10 protein-coding genes are annotated in these 18,756 nt (G+C 43.1%); 4 read left to right on the top strand and 6 right to left on the bottom strand.

Going from position 1 to position 18,756, the window contains the following annotated elements; genetic code table 11:
- Position 1: 1 nt before the first annotated feature.
- Complete coding sequence (locus QE417_RS13285) at positions 2-1,141, top strand: alpha/beta hydrolase family protein (protein ID WP_311950703.1); 1,140 nt, start codon at positions 2-4, stop codon at positions 1,139-1,141.
- A gap of 394 nt (positions 1,142-1,535) precedes the next feature.
- On the opposite strand, the gene QE417_RS13280 is transcribed toward QE417_RS13285, so the two are convergent.
- The 6 genes from QE417_RS13280 to QE417_RS13255 all read right to left on the bottom strand — a co-directional run bounded on the left by QE417_RS13280 (position 1,536) and on the right by QE417_RS13255 (position 13,635).
- The gene (locus QE417_RS13280) at positions 1,536-5,552 is read right to left on the bottom strand and encodes a hybrid sensor histidine kinase/response regulator transcription factor (protein ID WP_311950701.1); all 4,017 of its coding nucleotides are present in this window, start codon (positions 5,550-5,552) and stop codon (positions 1,536-1,538) included.
- Positions 5,553-5,594: 42 nt separating this feature from the next.
- On the bottom strand, positions 5,595-6,671 hold the full coding sequence (locus QE417_RS13275; protein ID WP_311950699.1) for a cellulase family glycosylhydrolase: 1,077 nt from the start codon (positions 6,669-6,671) through the stop codon (positions 5,595-5,597).
- Positions 6,672-6,715: 44 nt separating this feature from the next.
- A complete protein-coding gene (locus QE417_RS13270; RefSeq protein ID WP_311950697.1) occupies positions 6,716-7,762 on the bottom strand; it encodes a glycoside hydrolase family 43 protein in 1,047 nt (348 codons plus the stop codon).
- Between the two features lies 1 nt (position 7,763).
- Positions 7,764-8,852 carry a glycoside hydrolase family 43 protein gene (locus tag QE417_RS13265; RefSeq protein WP_311950695.1) on the bottom strand — a complete coding sequence of 363 codons (1,089 nt, stop codon included), beginning with the start codon at positions 8,850-8,852 and terminating at the stop codon, positions 7,764-7,766.
- A 65-nt stretch (positions 8,853-8,917) separates the two neighbouring features.
- Positions 8,918-10,453: a RagB/SusD family nutrient uptake outer membrane protein gene (locus QE417_RS13260; protein WP_311950693.1), complete on the bottom strand. Its 1,536-nt coding sequence runs from the start codon at positions 10,451-10,453 to the stop codon at positions 8,918-8,920.
- A 14-nt stretch (positions 10,454-10,467) separates the two neighbouring features.
- Positions 10,468-13,635: a SusC/RagA family TonB-linked outer membrane protein gene (locus QE417_RS13255; protein ID WP_311950690.1), complete on the bottom strand. Its 3,168-nt coding sequence runs from the start codon at positions 13,633-13,635 to the stop codon at positions 10,468-10,470.
- A 424-nt stretch (positions 13,636-14,059) separates the two neighbouring features.
- On the opposite strand from QE417_RS13255, the gene QE417_RS13250 reads away from it, so the two are divergent.
- From QE417_RS13250 to QE417_RS13240, 3 genes are read left to right on the top strand one after another with little or no spacing between them, the layout of a single operon-like run.
- On the top strand, positions 14,060-14,620 hold the full coding sequence (locus QE417_RS13250) for an RNA polymerase sigma-70 factor (RefSeq protein WP_311950689.1): 561 nt from the start codon (positions 14,060-14,062) through the stop codon (positions 14,618-14,620).
- A gap of 40 nt (positions 14,621-14,660) precedes the next feature.
- On the top strand, positions 14,661-15,719 hold the full coding sequence (locus QE417_RS13245) for a FecR family protein (protein ID WP_311950687.1): 1,059 nt from the start codon (positions 14,661-14,663) through the stop codon (positions 15,717-15,719).
- Positions 15,720-15,755: 36 nt separating this feature from the next.
- On the top strand, positions 15,756-18,755 hold the full coding sequence (locus QE417_RS13240) for a SusC/RagA family TonB-linked outer membrane protein (RefSeq protein WP_311950686.1): 3,000 nt from the start codon (positions 15,756-15,758) through the stop codon (positions 18,753-18,755).
- Position 18,756 lies beyond the last annotated feature (1 nt).

The raw sequence follows: 18,756 nt of genomic DNA, 5'->3' as shown, positions 1-18,756 counted from the left end.
TATGTTTTTAAAAAGGAAGTTCTTCTTCATTCAGTTAATTATTATAGTTTTCCTGTTTGCTAATGTACCGGTTGCCTTTGCGCAACCGGCACAGCAGCGGGTTAATGTTAACACTGTGCCTTACCAGGCCGATAGTGTTACATTTACAGGTAAACACACTTTATTAACTTATGGGGCTACTATAACCATACCCGCCAATGGCAACAAAATGTTTCCGGCGGTAATACTCGTATCCGGAACCGGGGCACAAGACCGTGATGGTACCATGGCCGGACATAAATTATTTGCCGATATTGCCAACTATCTTTCGAGCCGTGGAATAATTGTGCTACGAATTGATGACAGGGGAGTTGGCAAATCAACGGGTGATTATTCCAAAGCCACAACTGCTGATTTTTCTGATGATGTATTAGAGGCATTCAATTATTTAAAAACCCGCCCCGAAGTAATATCTAATAAAATTGGCATCATGGGACATAGCGAAGGCGGTGCTTCATGTTCTTTAGCTGCTTCACGCGCGCCGGGTATTGCTTTCCTGGTTTCTATAGCCGGTCTGGCATTAAAAGGTTATGATGCTTTGATCATTCAGAATCGTGATTTGGTAAATGCTGCTCCAATAAGTGATATTGATAAACAGCGTTATAATTCAATTAACGAGCTTATGTTTAAAACGGCACTGCAATATGCCGACTCGGCCAGCATGGAGCAAAAACTAATTGACGTTTACACCCAATGGAAAAAAACAGATGATGAGGCGGTTAAAGCCCGCCATATAGAATTTGACCATTTTAGGTTTCCAATTTACAGCTTTGCAAAGCAAGCTTCGTCAGCTTGGTACCGCTATTTTATAAAATATGATCCGGCACCGGTATTGGAAAAAGTGAATATTCCCATACTGGCGTTGAATGGTGATAAAGACCTGATGGTATCATACAAAGAAAATTTGGCTAACTGGAAAGTCCTATCTTCCAAGGGTAGGAATACAAAGGTGACAACGAAGATCATTGCTGGTTTAAACCATCTGTTTTTGCCTTGTGAAAAATGTACAACTCAAGAATATCCCACTATCAAGGACTCATTTTCACCACAGGCATTACAGATAATAGCAGATTGGCTCAAAAGGTTAAAAGTTCTTGAGTAACTTTTACTTGTTCTATAGGTAGATGCTTTGTGTTTTTTCGAACAAATTTATATTTGTGTTATAAAGTTCATTGACTAAACGTTATAATCAGATGCCAAATAAATGGTGCTAAATGGCTGCAAATTTTATGTCCCCCTTCGGTGCCTATTTTAGTCTGATTTTGATATAAGTATTTGAAAATAATAGGTTTAAGTGGCTCGTGGTTCGTCCTGCCATCCCGACCAAAAAACAAAGAAAGAGCATATTTAAAGGTTTTAGGACTGATTGAATATGCTCTTTTTGTTTAATTAAACCGTGGGTTTACTCCTTATTAAGTTTTATAAGATTTATTCAATTAATCTTTACTCTCCTCGTTCGTCTTTATAGTATATAAGTACGGGCATGCTAATAATTATCATAATTTACTGGCATGCTTCTCCACAAACTCGCTGGGTGTAAGCTCAAACTGGGTATAAAAACACTTACTAAAGTATGAGGGCGAATTAAAGCCAACCATGTAACCGATTTCGGCAATTGTGTGTTCTTGCTCCAATAGTAGCTTGGCAGCCGTTTTTAACCTGATGATTCTCACAAACTCGTTAGGTACATAACCCGTTTTGGCCTTAATTTTTTTGTACAGGCTCGACCGGCTTAAGCCCACTTCCCTGCCCAAATCTTCTACCGAAAGCTGCGGGTTAGATATTTTAGCTTCAATGATCTTTGTAATTTTTTCCAGGAACTTCTGGTCGCGGTTGCCGCTAATTAAAATCTCGGTGCCCTCAAGCGGGCTTTGGGCAAAACGCTGCTTTAAATTAGATTGCAACTCCAGCAAGTTTTTAATTACAAGCGAGAGTTGCTTCCATTTAAACGGTTTTGATACGTAGGCATCTGCACCGTTCTCCAGGCCTTCAATTTCGGCATCAGTATTGGTTTTGGCCGTTAGTAGCACCACCGGTAAATGGCTGTAATCAATATCGTTTTTAATAACCTTGCATAACTCCATTCCATCCATCAAAGGCATCATTACATCCGAAATTACCAGGTCAACCGCATGTTGGTCCAGTTGCTTTAATGCCTCTTTGCCATTTTTAGCTTTGATAGTATGGTAGCCTTCCTGATGAAAGCTCTTGGAAAGAAAATCGAGCAGCGATGGATCATCTTCTACCACCAATATCGTATGCTTGCCCTCCGCTTCGTTCGTTTCTTCCAGGTCTTCATCCTGTTTGTGGTTGTTTGCCTCAAATGGAATGAGTACGGTGAATATAGTTTTAATACCCTCTTCGCTTTCAACCATCAACTGGCCGCCATGCTTTTCACAGAGCGATTTAGCCAGTGCCAAGCCAATGCCGGTTCCACCCAAATTGGTATACTGATGCTCTTCTGTTGATACCTTGAAAAACTTCTTAAAGATCGAATCAAGCTGGGCTTCGGGTATACCAATGCCATCGTCTTCTACACTTATAGAAAACATCTCCCTGTCGTTTTCATCGTTTTGCAGCGCATTGACTTTGATAGCCAATTGTGTGCGGGCAAACTTAAAACCATTTATCAGCAAATTGCTGAGTATCTTCATTAACGCTTCCGGATCGGCAATTACGTCCAGTTTTTGAAACTCGCTTGATACCAGGAAGGTAAGCCCGCGCTTAACGGCAATAGGCGAAAAACGGTTATGCAAACTGTTAATGAGGTAAATGAGCTCAAGCGGTTCGGGGTGTATTTCAAATATATCACTTTCAATACGCCTGAAATCGAGCAATTGATTTACCAGGGTTAACAAACGATCAGCGTTTTCTTCCATCAGGTGCAACTGCTCCATGCCTTCGGAGTTTTTTCTCTTGCCCGACAAAAGCCTTTCCAAAGGCGCAATTATCAGCGCAAGCGGCGTCCTGATTTCGTGAGCCATGGCTGTAAAGAAATCTATTTTTTGCTTGTAAAAATCCTGCTCGCTTTTGTTTTTAAGCCTTTCCAGCTTTATTTCGTTTTGCCTGCGCGCTTTTTCTACAAGGTAGCGGCGCAGCCAAATTGCCCCAAGCACAAAAACCAGCAGATAGAGTAAATAAGCGGTATACGTTTTATAAAAAGGTGGCAGTATTTTAATTTTAATGCTCGATACACTTCCCAAATCATCGCCGGCATCATCAGTTACCTTTACCTGAAAGTTGTACTCCCCGGCAGGTAAATTGGTGTAGGTTGCCTTGCGTTGGCTGCCTACATTGTTCCAGCCCTTGTCAAACCCATCCATCTTAAAAGCATACTGCAGTTTGTTAGGGGCAATAAAACTCAGGCAGGCATATTCAATACTCAATACCGACTGGTTATGATGAAGAACAACTTCGTTGGTGTAGCTCACCGATTTTTTAAGCGGACTACCATCATCGTTAAAATCGAGGTCTTTGTTAAATAACTGAAAGTTGGTGAATGACACCTTGGGCGTAGCACTAACACCCTGCACCGCATCAGGATAAAAGGCATTAAACCCGTTGATGCCGCCAAAATATAGTTTGCCCGAGGCATCCTTGTAGTAGGCTTTATAATTGTATTGCTGACTTTGCAGGTTATCCCACTTACCAAAGCTTCGTTTGGTTTTGGTAAGCAAATCGTATTCAAACAAACCGTTATTGGTAGAAAACCACATCTTACCCAAGCGATCTTTAATAATGCCATAAACCACTGCACTTTTAATCCAGTCTTCGTCTTCGTATGATTTAAAAATTCCGGTTTTCTTATTCAGCACGTTTAAGCCGCTACCGTCTGTGCCCAGCCATAAATTGCCCGCCCCGTCATCAAGCATACAAATTACCTTGTTGGAACTAATGCTCCCCTCCTTTTTCGAATAGGCGTATTGGGTAAGCTTGCCATTGGGTTCCATTTTAATTAACCCATTATCATAAGTGGCAATCCAAAGTGCCATATCGGTATCCTGGTAAACCTGGTATATACAGCTCTTATCGAGGTTTTTTCCTTTAACACGTACAAAACGGTCGTTTTTTGGATCGTAGCAATTCAATCCTGCAATGGTTGATACCCAAATGCGCCCCTGCCGGTCTTCATCAATGGAGTATACGCTGTTATCGCTCAGGGTATTAGGGTCGGCTGCGTCGCTCTTATATCGCTTAACCTTTCCGGTGGCAGGGTTTAATATATTAAGTCCCCCGGTGTACATGCCAATCCATAAATTACCCGACCTGTCCTGATATAGCGCGTGAATGTTGTGATATGAAAGGCTATCCTGGCCTGGAGAAAACGGGAATCGTTTAAAAGTTTTATCGCGGGCGTTAAAAAAGTTGAGCCCTCCATCCTCAGTACCCACCCAAAGCTGGCCTGGCCTGGTTTCCAAAAATGCGCTTACGGCGTTGCCCGAAAGTGAGTTTTTTACACCGGAAGGATAATAGAATTCAAACCCAGAACCGCTTTCATGGTAATAATTCAATCCACCAAAATAGGTTCCCACCCAAATGCCGCCCTCTTTATCTTTAAACACCTTATAAACAGCATCATCATTAATGCTAAAAGGATCGTTGTTTTTGTTTTGATAAACTGTAAAGCGGTTGTTTTTACGATCGAAAACATTTAAACCCTTCTCGGTACCCAAATAAATAACACCCGGCTTCGGTTCATAAACAGATCGTACAATGTTATCACTAATAGAGTTACCACCTGCTTTTTGATAAATGGTAATACTGTCTTTTTGCTTTTCCCAAAGGTTTAAGCCACCGGCCATGGTACCAATCCAAATATCTCCGCGTGTGTCTTTATACAGATCAAGAATTACGTTGCTCGATAGCCTGGCTTTTGTACCCGTATTGTAATGCTTTATCCGGTTGGTTTGCGGGTTTAAAACGTCAATTCCTTTGCCATAAGTGCCTATCCATATTTGCCCGTCATTATTCTGCAAAAGTTTAGGTACTTCATTGGAGGAAAGCCGCAACGCCGAACTGGTAGAAAAGTGCTTTAGCTTTTTATTGGAAGGGTGATAGCAAAATACACCTCGTTCTTTGGTAGCAATCCAGATATCGCCGTTTTTTGAACGGATGAGGTCGTTTATAAAATAATTTTGAAGATCGGTAAAGTGTGTAAACCTTTCGGTTTGCAAATCAAAAATGAAGATGCCCTCATCGGTACCTATCCAGAAGGTGTTGGCATCGTACCTGAAAATTTTACGGATGAAGCTGTTGCCCAACGTGCCCGGAACGCCTTTTTGATATTGAAAACATTTAAACGTGTAGCCATCAAAACGGCTTAAACCGTACTTGGTTCCAAACCACATGTAGCCCTGGTCATCCTGCTGAATGTCCCAGATGGTGTTGGCACACAATCCGTCGGTTACGGTATAGTGCCTGAAAAATATTTTTTGCGCAGCAAGCTGCTGAAAAAAAAGGTTAAAAAAAAGCAGCAGGGCCAGGGCCCTGCTTGGTTTTTTATTCTCGATCATAAAAATAGGTTTCACAAGATAGTTAAATACCCATTCGCTAAACTATTTAATGTTATTGAGTTTTTTTATGAGATCAACCTCTTCTTGTTTGTAAGGCGTTCCGTCTTTTCTAAACACCTCGTGAAACCACTCTTTTGGTTCTTCGCCGTTTGGAAGCGGGGTATCCCAAGCATACTTGGTGTTTGATTTTCCGTCAACCAATCCCCAGTTAATGGCACCTATATTTTCCTTTTTGAGCATAGGCATAATGTTTTCAAAGCGGCTTCCGCGAGTACGGGCCATGTACTCGGTACAAATCATTGGCCTGCCGTGTGAGCGCAGCATACCAATTACACGCTGATGCCATTGCGGTTCTTCATAATCATGGTAAGTAATTACATCTGAGTTTAAAGCCTGAAAGGCGTTCAATTTGTCATAATCCCAGGCCCAAAGCCCTGCGCTAATGGGTTGCTGCGGGTTAACTGCCCTGGCCCAGGTAAATACGCTTTTAAGTAAAGGGTATGAAGTGGTTAGCTTGTTCGAGTTGCCAGGTTCGTTATATAAATCCCACAACAATATGCGTTTATCGGCTTTAAAACGCGTCATAACGTCTTTAACATATTTCTCAAGCGCCGGGAAGTTGGCGGGCTGCTTGTAGTTAGGATCGCCAGGGTCTTGCACCCAGCCCGAGTTATGTATACCGGGCTTTGGTGCTGGCTGCTTTCCAATTTTTGCCTGCTTGTTCCAGCAATCGTCAAAAAACACAAATACGGTTTTAATATGATGACGGTCGGCTATGCTTAAATACCGGTCCATCCTCCTTTTAAACCCGGCAGGGTCCTGTTTCCAGGCCAGGCTGTGCAGGTATACCCGCATGGTGTTGAAGCCTATACCGGCTGCCCAACCCAGTTCTTTATCAATAGTAGCGGCATCAAAGCTATCTGCCTGCCACATTTCCAGTTGATTGATGGCAGTGCTGGGCAAAAAATCTGCCCCGTTTATCCATTTGTGTTGCTTGTACCAGGCATTAGCCTTGGCAATAGACCAAACCTTGCCCACTACCGGAGTAGCATCCTGTGCGTAAAGAGCTGTGCTAATACACAGCAATAACATCAGCAAATAACTAAGGTGTTTTCTCATCGTATAAATTCATTAGCGAAACGCAAGCGTTTCGTGTTTACAGATTATTTGTTTTGTGCCGGAACAGGTGTTTCCAATCCTGTTTTTACAGGTGTGCCAAAGTTTGGCGAGCCATCTGCATTCCAGGTAAACTTTTGTGCACGTGGCGACCTGTGTCCACCACAGCCCTGACCCGGTGCCGAGTTGGCATGATATAAAATCCAGTCTTCCTTACCATCAGGAGATTTGAAAAATGAGTTGTGACCTGGGGCGTAAACTCCATTTTCGGGCGACTGCTTGAATACAGGCTTCTGGCTTTTTACCCAAGATGATGCATCAAGCAGGTTTTTTCCTTTAAGCGTAAGCATACCCAGGGCGTAAAAATCTGTCCAGCAGCCGCTGGCCGAATAAATAAGGAACACCTTGTCTTTATTGATGAGTATCTGCGGACCTTCATTTACATCAACATGCGGCGGGTTGTTGGGGTCATTTAAATCTCCGTGCTTTTCCCAGTCCAACTCCGGGGTCGAAATTTTATGTCTCTCCCCGTCAATGGTCCACGGGTTCTTCATTTTAGCAATGAAGATTTCCTGCTTTTGGTTAACGTCGCCTTCCCACCCTGCCCAAATCATATAAAGCTGGCTCTTAAATGTAAATACCGAACCATCAATCGCCCATTTGTTGGTGGCATCTCCAACTTTTCCTTTAAAAGTCCAGCTGCCCTGCAATGGATCGGCCGATGCGTTTTCCAGCACGTACATGCGGTGATTATTGTTATTGCCATCATCGGCGGCAAAGTACACGTACCATTTACCCTTAATAAAATGTATTTCGGGCGCCCACAAGTCCTTAGAATAGGAAGTGTTAGGCGGAGGAATAAATATGGTTTTTTGCTCGGCCGTTTTTAAATCGGCCAGGTTTTTGGTTTTCCAGATAACGAGCTTGTTTTGCGTAGTATGGGTATAGTAGTAATACCCGTCTTTATAAATACTCCACGGGTCGGCTCCTGAGGGTAGCAAGGGATTGGAAAACGTTTGAGCCAAGCCTGTTTGTGCAACAAACAGGATAAAGAGCACAAGCCCAAATCTTAATAGATTGATTAATTTATTCATGCTATTTCTCTCCGGATGGGCTTGCAATTTGTAAACCTGTAGCTACCGGCTGTCCAAAATCGGGGCTGCCATCTGCTTTAAAAGTAAATTTCTGCATCCTGATGTTTCTACGGTCGGCACAGCCCTGGTTGGTTGCCGAGTTGGCATGATAAATTAACCAATACTCTTTACCATCGGGCGATTTAAAGAACGAATTATGCCCTGGTCCAAAAGCATTGCTTTGCGGCTGTTTGGTAAACACGGGTTGGGTTGATTTAGTCCAGTCGGCCTTTACTAAAGGATCTCCCCCTGTTTTTAAACTTAACTGACCTAAAGCATAATCATCCGTACCGCAATAACTTGCCGAATAAATAAGGAACACCTTATTATCAGGTGATGTAAGCGCCTGCGGGCCTTCGTTTACGCCAAAACCGTTTCTTTCCCAGGCAAACTCAGGTTCGGTTAATTTAGTGGCAGCACCTGTTAAGGTGTAAGGGTTTGCCATTTTTGCGATGTAGATGTTTTGCGTTAGGTTTGTATTGGTTACATCGGGCCGGCCGCACCACATAAAGTAACGGTTACCGTTCAGCTCCAGTACGCTGCCGTCAATAGCCCAAAAATTGGTATCTGTGGTAAACAACCGTCCTTTATCTACCCAGGTGCCGGTGGTTGGGTCGGCACTGCTGTTTTCTAAAACCCAGGTGCGCTGTGTTACATCGTCACCATTGCCTGCGGTATAATAAATATACCATTTCCCATCAAAGAAATTTATTTCAGGCGCCCAAATATTCCTCGAATTAGCGGCTCCGCTTGTAGGCGTAAACACCGTTTTAGGAATGGCTGTACTTAATTTAGACATGGAAGTAGTGCTCCATAGGTTAATGGAACTACCGTTGGTTTGCAGGTAATAGTAAACCCCGTCTTTCTGGAACACCGACGGATCGGCACCGTTCATCAAAGGATTTGAAAACGTACGTGCCGTAACAGGCGGATCTATGGATTCTACCGGAACTGCCCGCTCCGACTTTCCGCAGGAAAGAGTAAGGGAAACCAATGCTGCAAGCAAAACCGAACTCAGTTTCCAGCTTTTCAGGATTTGATTTTTTTTCATAGGAAATGGATTTAATACCGGCAACCGCCCCTTCTGCAAGGCAGAAAAGACGATTGCCAGTTAGATTAATATCTTGGATTTTGTGTAAGGTTAGAGTTTAAGTCGATATCGCTTTGCGGAATCGGGTAATACTCATGTTTGCCAACAATGAATCCGGTAAAGTCGGCATCGCGAGTGGCCAACGCCGGACCCAAATCCCCCCAGCGCAGTAAATCGGCCCAACGCCATCCTTCGCCCGCCAATTCGGTAACCCGTTCGTGCTTAAGTTGGGTTAAAAACTGCGCCTGGTTTAAACCTGGTTTAGCTGTTGATAATGGGGCTAAACCGGCACGCTGCCTTACACGGTCAACAAAGGGGTAAGCCTCTGCAGTTCTGTTAAGGCCGTTTAAACATTCGGCATACATTAACAGCACATCGGCGTAGCGTATTAAACGGTAATTGTTGGGCGAGCGGAAACCTTCCTGGTTTTTCCAGTGGTCGTTAAGCAACTTGCGGAACCATACACCATTTGCATCAGGGCCATTGTCATAGCGGCTTTGGAAAGTTTGTCCGTACACTATAGTTGCCGTAGGACCAGCCGGATTGGCATTGTTAAAGATGAACGATGCAGCCAAACGTGGGTCCTGCGCATTGGTTGTAGTTCTTTCCTGCAAAAACTCGTCAACCACCCAACGGCGGGCAGCCCCATCAGAAAAACCTACGCCCGGAGGAGCGAAAAACTGTGAAATGGATGTTCCGGTGTTGTTGATTCTTGATTCATCCACGTCATCATCAGTACTTTCAGATTGGTTTTCGCTAAACTGAATTTCAAAAACCGATTCGCTGTTGTTTTCTCTCGAAATAATGAAGTTATCGCGGTAATCGGTAGTTAAGGTATAAGTTGAGCTTCCGGCACCGGTTACGAGGTAAGCAAAAGCATTTAATGCGTCCTGATACTTGCGCTGCTGCAAATAAGTTTTACCTAAAAGGGCGTAAGCTGCTCCCCTCGTGGCTCTTCCTAAATCAGATGCAGGGTAACTTACCGGCAAATCATTAGCGGCCTCGGTTAAATCCTTTGCTACCTGGGCATAAGCCTGCTCGGTGGTAGCATTAGCCGGAACATCCTTGGGCTGCGATGGTGTAAGCATCAACGGCGGACGTCCATAATAAAGGGTAAGGTTAAAATAAAATAAGGCCCTCAAAAATTTGGCTTCGGCAATAATGCGTTTCTTGGTAGGCTCATCCATAGTAATGCCCGGTACGTTGGCAATAACCTGGTTAGCACGAAACACACCTACAAAAAGGTTAGACCAGGTTTGTGCCGTAAGGCCATCATTGTAATTGGTTTGGTTAAAACGCATCAGGTTATTTAAACCACCATCGCCACCTGAACCAAAACCTTCGTCGGATTTTAAAATTCCGTGATAGAATAACCAGCGCGAATACAAACTGGCCGTCCGGTAAAATGTGCTGTATACTGCGTTAACGCCCTTTGTTGCATCGGCACTGGTTTTCCAAAAGCTGGAAATAGTAGGTGCATTAGGGTTAACTTCATCAAAATCTCTTTTACATCCTGATAGCACAATTAACGTTGCTGTGAATAGGAATATATATTTTTTCATGTTTTTATAATTAATTAGAAGCCAATACCTAAACCAAAAGACACAATTCTTGAAGATGGGTAGTTTCCATTGTCTACACCCGGTTCAAGATTGGCGTTTGCACCCACCACGTCAGGATCAAGGCCTTTGTATTTGGTAATGGTGAATAAGTTTTGACCGCTCAAATAAATCCTGGCGTTGCTTATTCCGGCTTTGGAAAGCCATTTATTAGGGAGGTTATAACCCAGTTCCAGGTTGCGTAACCTCAAATATGAACCATTTTCGATCCAGCGGTCGGAGTTGCCCCGGGCATTTTCATTAATTCCACGATCATTGGCTGCAAACTGGTAACCTAACCTTGGGTAGCTGGTATCCGTATTGGTTGGTGTCCATGGATTGATAGCTCTGCGGTAATTTGAATTACCGTAACTGTCCAGATCTCTGATTACATCATTGTATAATTTTTGGCCAAAGGCACCATAAAACTGTAACGAGAGGGTGAAGTTTTTGTAGCCCGAATTAAATTGAAGGCCTGATGTGAATTTTGGGAAAGCAGAACCGGCAAAAACACGGTCTTTATCATTGATGTCATCATTTGTTCCGCCGTTTACGGTATTTACATAACGTATATCGCCGGGCTTAGCATAGGCGCTTTGTGCACCATGTGCATTAATTTCGGCCTGGCTTTGAAAAATGCCGTCGGTTTTCAGCACAAAGTATTCGCCAATTGAGCGGCCTACCTGTGTGCGGGTGTTACCCGATTGTATGTAATCTTTGGGCTGGCCGGTTTCGGTATCAATACCTAAATTACCCAGCGACAGTACCTTGTTCCTTATCACACTGATATTCCCGGCAATATCCCAACGGAAAGCACCGGATAATTTTGGACGATAAGCCAGGTTAAGTTCTACACCCTGATTTTGGATAGAACCGATATTTACAATCGGATCTCCCTGTAAATTTCCAAGATAACCCGGTAGAGGCTGGCTCAATAAAACATCTTTAGAAATTGATCTGAATATGTCGAAGTTTACCACAAACTGGTTGTTGAACATGGCCGCATCAAAACCAATGTTGGTGGTTTTTTTCTTCTCCCAGCGTAAATCGCCCGATGCCAGTTTGGCCTGTATAGCGCCCGGGTTAGTAACTTGCCCCGAACCTAAAACAACATCAGGAGCCTGGTTTAAGAAACCGATGTATTGATACGCACTTAAAGTATTTACCCCTAAAGCGCCGTATGACCCTCTTAGTTTTAAATCAGAGATCCAGTCAACTTTAAAGAAGTCCTCTTTTGAAATTCTCCATGCTAATGCTGCCGACGGGAAATAGCCGGTTCGGTATTGTGGCGAAAAACGCGAATCCTTATCGGCCCTGAAGGTAAAGGTGAGGAGGTATTTATCGGCGTAGGTATAATTTAAACGGCCCAAGTAAGAATCTAAGAAGTTTTTATAAAGCGTACCCGATGAATTACGGCCGGCTCCTGCGGTAGATGTAAGCGTGTTGAAATATTCGCCGCCAAACTGCGCCAAGTTAATTCCCGAGCCAAGTGTATTATCGGTTTGAGTAGTTTGTTGTGTATAGCCCACTACACCATTAATGCTGTGTTTGCCAACGTTATAATTGTAGTTTAAAGTATGCTCTAAAAGGTAGCTCAGGTATTGTGAGCGATTATCACTTAACTGGCTAAAATCGGGCGATTGATTCTGATACCATGAACCTTCTTTGCGTATGGATTTACTTTTGTCAAAACTGGTTTCTAAACCTAAGTTAAATCTGTAGGTTAATCCATCAATAATTTTAAAATCAACATAGGCATTACCTAATATTTTAGCAAAATTTGATCTTACCGAAGTGATGTTAGCCACAGCTACCGGATTGCGCGAAAATGTATTGATATTGGCATTGGAGCCATAACCCCATCCGCCAGGATTATTGGTGCTGATTAAAGCATTATCCTGTACCGGAATTAAAGGCACACTGCTAAACATATCATACCAGGGATTGCCCGCAAAGGCTCCACCCTCAAAAGGGCTGCGTAAATTGGAAGATGATAGCGCTATATTTTCACCAAATTTGAAGCGCCCTTTGGTGGTTTCGGTATTTACCCTGAAAGAAGCACGTTCAAACTCGCGGGCTATCAATACGCCCTTATCTTTGAAATACCCGGCCGATATCAGGTATCTTGAACCGTTTCCGCCGCCTGATATATTGGCATTATAATCCTGCACATACCCGGTTCGTAATGTTTCATCAACCCAGTTGGTATTTATGCGGCCGTTGTAATTGGCCACACCGGGTTGTATGGCTGTACCCGATGCCTGATATGCCCTTGTATTGGTGGCTGCATATTCGGCAGCATTCATCATATCATAGGTTTTGGGTACTTTTGAAATGCTGTAACGTGCAGTTACATTAATTTTAGCAGGACCTTCTTTACCTTTTTTAGTGGTAATTAGGATTACCCCATTACCCGCACGCGAACCGTAAATGGCAGCTGCCGAAGCATCTTTAAGTATCTGCACGTCTTCAATATCGTTGGGGTTTATGGTGGTATTCGGATCGCCGATCATGCCATCAATTACATACAGCGGGTTGGCGTTACCAAAAGTTGCCAAACCACGAATGTTAACTACGGCTTCCTGCCCTGGGGCACCACCGGTTCGTACCGATACACCCGGTACCTGACCTTGCAATGTTTCAGGCAGTGAGCGTGAAACCAGTTTTTGGGTATTGGCTGTATTAACAGATCCTGATGCGCCTGTAAGGTCTTTTCTTCTTACTGATTGATAACCAATAACTACTACATCTTCTAATGAGTTATTAGATGGTTGTAGTGTAATATTAATGGTAGGGTTACTGCCAACTATCACTTCTTGAGCGGTAAAACCTATATAGTTAAATACTAAAGTTGAATTTTCGGGTGCTGTAATACTGTATTTCCCGTTAACATCGGTAACAGTTGATCGGCCGCCGCCCTTTATACTAACTGATACGCCCGGCAGCGGTTCTCCTGATGCCGCTTTTACTATTCCGGTTACCTGAACATCGGCCCGCTGGGTATTGCTTGTTAAAGAGCGACTATCTTTTACCACGGCATAACCCGGCGATAACATAGCCGATAAAGCAAGCGGTACCAGAATCATCTTTTTAATATTAACCGTTTGATGAAGCTGGAATAGGTGAAGTAAATTTCTTCTTCTCATAATTTACGTTTGGTTTAGTAAGTAATAAATTGATCAAAGCCGTTTCTAAGGCAGGAGTTCTCCTGCATTGGTGTTGTACTTGCTGTCATTACGTTTAAATAAGTTTATATTGGTTTGGCATCAAATCTTTGGGAGATTTGGTATGGCAATGTTAGCCTATTTATAGTATGCAGCGATATAAAAATTGAAGCAAATGCTATAAAAAATGTGGACTAAATATGCGTAAAATGCTTAAAAAGGCATTTTAATGCATTTAAACGAGGTGGAGATTTGTAAGATTCCCTCGTGAGTTAATAGGGGCAATAGAGAAGTTTAGCTTTATCAAACCTGCGGCAGGCTATACGTTTGTTAGAACATTTTTTTAACAATTAGCTAATGTTAATGCATCTTTCAGGTAACAGTAGAGCCAAATCTTTGCAGCGAAATGGAAAACATCAACCCGCTACGCGAAGGCTGCCTTACCACCTTTAGGATGATATATTATCAATACCATCCTAAACTTTACGCCTACCTGTTGGGTAAAACCTCCTCATCATACATTGCCGAAGAGGTGGTGCAATTAACTTTTATTAAGCTTTGGAATAACCGGGCATCCGTATCAAGTGATTTTCCGTTAGATGTGCAACTCTTCAGGATTGCCCGCACTACACTGATTGACGAGTTGCGTAAAGATGTCATCAGAAATAACCACATCAGCCGCATTGAACAAAATATTACGCAAGAAGGTTACGCCGACCAGTTTGACGAACGCGAAACCCTTAAACGAGTAAATAATGCCATTGAGCAATTGCCCCATATGCGTAAAATGGTATTTAAGCTAAGCCGCATAAACCATTTGACTAACCAGGAAATTGCCGAAATGCTTTCTATATCGCCCAAAACCGTTGAAAATCACATCAGTTTGGCTATAAAAGAACTTCGCAATTCTGCTATGATCACCATCTCCTTCCTAAGCGTTGCCCAGGCAATATTAAATAATTATTAAGCATTGGGGGTAAGCCTGTTCACAGCCGTATTATGGGTATATGCAGCCCACGTCCCAACTCATTACTAAATTTTTCAAACGCGAGTGCACACCTCATGAAGCCGAGTTGGTTCACCGCTACCTGGCCAATAACCCCGAGGCCATGGATCAATATCTTGGAGAAGGGGAGTGGCAGGAGCTTACACATTTTAAAAGCCCTGAGGCTGGCCGGTCTGCGCAAATACTGAAAAATATACTAAGTCATGTTGAACCCGAGCCAGAGGCACGGGTATTCAGGCTTAACCTGCGTGTGTTAAGCCGCATTGCTGCCTGCCTTTGTGTGTTTGCCACCTATTTATTATGGCTGCATGTTAATCCCGCGCCTGTTTTAAAAAATGCGCCTGTGTTGGCAGCACAAAAACCGCTAATATGGAAAACCACAGCAAACCGTAGTAACACAGTTTTAAATATAACGCTTGATGATGGCTCTCGTGTGGCACTCCATCCTAAATCGAGTGTGCAATATACCCAGCCATTTAAACGTGCCCGGCGCAATATTCATTTAAAAGGTGAGGCCAAGTTTTATGTGGCTAAAGATAAAAAGCGGCCGTTTACGGTATATGCCGGCCCTTTGGCCACTACAGCATTAGGCACCGTGTTTAACATTACAGCATGGCCGGGTGGTAGCCGTACCAAAGTACGCCTGTTAAGCGGTAAGGTTAAAGTAGTACAGCATCAGCATGTTAATCCTGATGCTCAGGCCGTATACCTGCTTCCGGGTAAGGAGCTGGTGTTTAATAACAAAAAGCAATCGCTACTGGTCTCGGCTTTTAATAATGAACCTGCAAAACCCTTAATAACCGTACAGCCGGGCACCACTATTGTAAAAGGCGATAGCTTAAACTTTACAAACCAACAACTACCCCTGGTTATCAATAAGCTGCAGGAAACTTACCATGTGCGCATACAACCGGGTATAAATCTCAAAAAATATTACTTCACCGGCGATTTTAATAGTCGTACGCAACCTATAACACAGGTATTAAATACCATTACCACGCTTAACAAGCTAAACTATAACATCCAGACCGACAGCACTTTCATCATCACTAAAAAATAAAAACTACTGCAAAACACCCAAACAATTATGATTAAAATGTACAAACATTGTTTAAAATGCCTCCAGCTTATTGCCCTTATATGTGGCATAACGCTGCTGAGCACGGCGGCGCATGCCCAAAGCGCGCCCTCGGCCACAGGTATTGTTAAAGATACCTTAGGTGTACCTATTGTAGGAGCATCTGTTAAAGCCGAAAACAAATTAACCGGCAGTGCCGTAAATTCTACTACCGATGCTAATGGTGTGTTTAACATCAGCAATTTGCAAACAGGGGGGAACTATAGTTTCACCTTTACTTTTGTTGGTTTTGAAACCAAAACACTTACCGGTTACCAGGCATCAGCCGGAAACAAGATCTCATTATCAGTAACGCTTAAAGAAAGCGCAACTTCCTTAACACAGGTTGTAGTAACCGGTTACGGAACCTCAAGAAAGGCAGATTTAACGGGAGCTGTAACATCGGTACAGGCCGAAGATTTTAACCGTGGCGTTATCAGTACTCCATCACAATTGTTGCAAGGCAAGGTTCCGGGATTGAACATAACCCGAAGCGGTAACCCTAATGATGTAGGGGCTGTAATTTTACGTGGTCCTTCAACTTTGCGTAATGGCGCTCAGGAGCCCTTTTATGTAATTGATGGTGTTCCGGGAGCGTCAATTGACCTGCTGGCACCAGATGATATTACCTCGATCGACGTATTAAGAGACGCATCATCTACTGCCATTTACGGTTCACGTGCGGCTAACGGTGTAATTATGGTAACCACCCGTAAGGCAAAGCCCGGGCAAACAACCTTGAGTTATAGTACTTATGGAGCAGTTGAAAAGGTGTCGAACCAAATTGAGGTTTTAAGTGGCGACGAACTACGCAATTACCTGCAGGCTAACAACCGCACTTTAAATATTGTAGATAATAACCCCGGTGCTAATACCGATTGGCAAAAAGAGCTTACCAAAACAAGTTTATCGCACAATCATAACCTTTCATTAAGCGGCAACTCGGGCACAACGGCTTACAGTGGTAGTTTAAACTATTTCAATAACCAGGGTATTATTAAAAGCTCTGCTTTAGAGCGTTTTATATTGCGTGCTAATATCGATCATAAGTTATTCGACAATAAATTGCGTTTCAATGTTTCGGCCGTGAACAGCGTTACCGCAAGCCGCAACATTCCTAACGAGGTTTACCAAAACATGTTAACCTACCTGCCAACGGTAAACGTTAAACAGCCTGATGGTTCATTTACCGAAAACTTTACCCGTACACGCGGCTACCTTAACCCGGTATCATTAATTGAAAACAACATTCTCGATCGTAAAGTCAAAACCTTTTTGGGTAATGCACTGGCCGAAGCGCGTTTGCTACCGGGTTTAAAATATACGCTTAGCGTATCATACCAAAATGAGCAGGTAAATAATAACACCTATTACAACCGCTTTTCGGGATTGGCTCAAGGCTTAAACGGTTTTGCCGCCCGCAGCGCTGCCGAAAACAGCAAAAAAGTATTAGAAACCTTTTTTAACTACGATAAAGTTTTTGGCAAGCACGATTTAAAACTACTGGCTGGTTACTCATGGCAGGAAGACCGTTTGAACGACGGTTTCAGTACATCAAACCAAAACTTTGTTACCGATGCATTGAGCTATAATAACCTTGCCTTGGGCAATGCTCCTGCTGGTACTGCAATTAGGTATGATCTGCTGGCTCCTATATCAACCATTCGTTTAATTTCATTTTACGGCAGGGCACAGTACCAGTATGATGGTAAATATCTGTTCCAGGCAACCATGCGCCGCGATGGTTCATCTGCTTTTGGTGTAAACAACCAATGGGGATACTTCCCTGCTGTTTCGGCCGGATGGAACATTAGCAAAGAAGACTTTATGCGCGATGTAAAATGGATCAGCGATTTAAAATTACGCGGTGGTTACGGCAGCTCAGGTAACAGTCAGGGCTTTAATGCCTTTACCCGCCTGTTACTGTACCGTACTTCAACTACGTCTAAATTTTATTACAACGGTAGCTATATTAATGCGGTTGGTGCCTACCAAAACCCTAATGCCGATTTAAAGTGGGAGCGTACTAACGTAGCTAATATTGGTTTAGATTTTAGCTTATTTAATAACATTTTAACCGGTTCGGTTGATGTATACGATAAAAGCACATCTGACCTGATCAATGATTATCAGGTATCAACCACTCAATACTTTGTGCCTACACTTACTGCCAATGCCGGTAAAATAAGCAACAAAGGTGTTGAGGTGATGGTAACCGTAAGGCCATTAACCGGCAAAGCCCTTAAATGGACCAGCACGCTCAACTTCGCACATAACCAAAACAAGATCGAATCATTGTCGAGCGATTTGTTTAAACTGGGTTCACAACCATCGGCCTACCTGGGTGGTAAAGGGCAATCGGCTAATCCATCGCAAATTATACAGCAGGGCTTGCCACTTGGCTCGTTTACACTGGCCCGTTATGCAGGTAAAAATGCAGCAGGTGTAAGTCAGTTTTACAAAGCCGATGGTTCTGTTTCAACAACGCCGCCTGTTGTTGCCGATTTTGCATACGTAGGTAATGCACAACCAAAAATAATTTACGGTTGGGGTAATACATTTACCTATAAAAGTTTCGACCTAAGTTTCTTTATACGTGGTGTGTATGGTAACAAAATTTTGAATGCTACACTGGCCAACCTCAACAGCCCATCTGATGCTACAACGGTTAACATACCAAGGTTTACGCTTGACGAATCTCCTGCCGATAATAATGCCTACATCCTGTCAGATCGTTTTCTCGAAAGCGGCTCATACCTGCGTTTAGACAATGCTACGTTCGGATATAATATTCCCCTGAAGTCTAAAGCAGTTAACCGTTTGCGTGTATATGCAACAGGCAACAATCTTTTTGTGATCACCAAATACCGCGGTATCGACCCAGAGATTAATATGGGCGGTATTACTCCGGGTATTGATAACAACAACTTTTATCCAAAAACACGCTCATTTATGTTGGGTGTAAACGTAATTTTTTAAG

The organism is Mucilaginibacter terrae, from assembly GCF_031951985.1.
Taxonomy (GTDB): Bacteria; Bacteroidota; Bacteroidia; order Sphingobacteriales; family Sphingobacteriaceae; genus Mucilaginibacter; species Mucilaginibacter terrae_A.
Note: the sequence above shows the minus strand (reverse complement) of the source record. Positions and strands in the feature narration are given on the sequence as shown.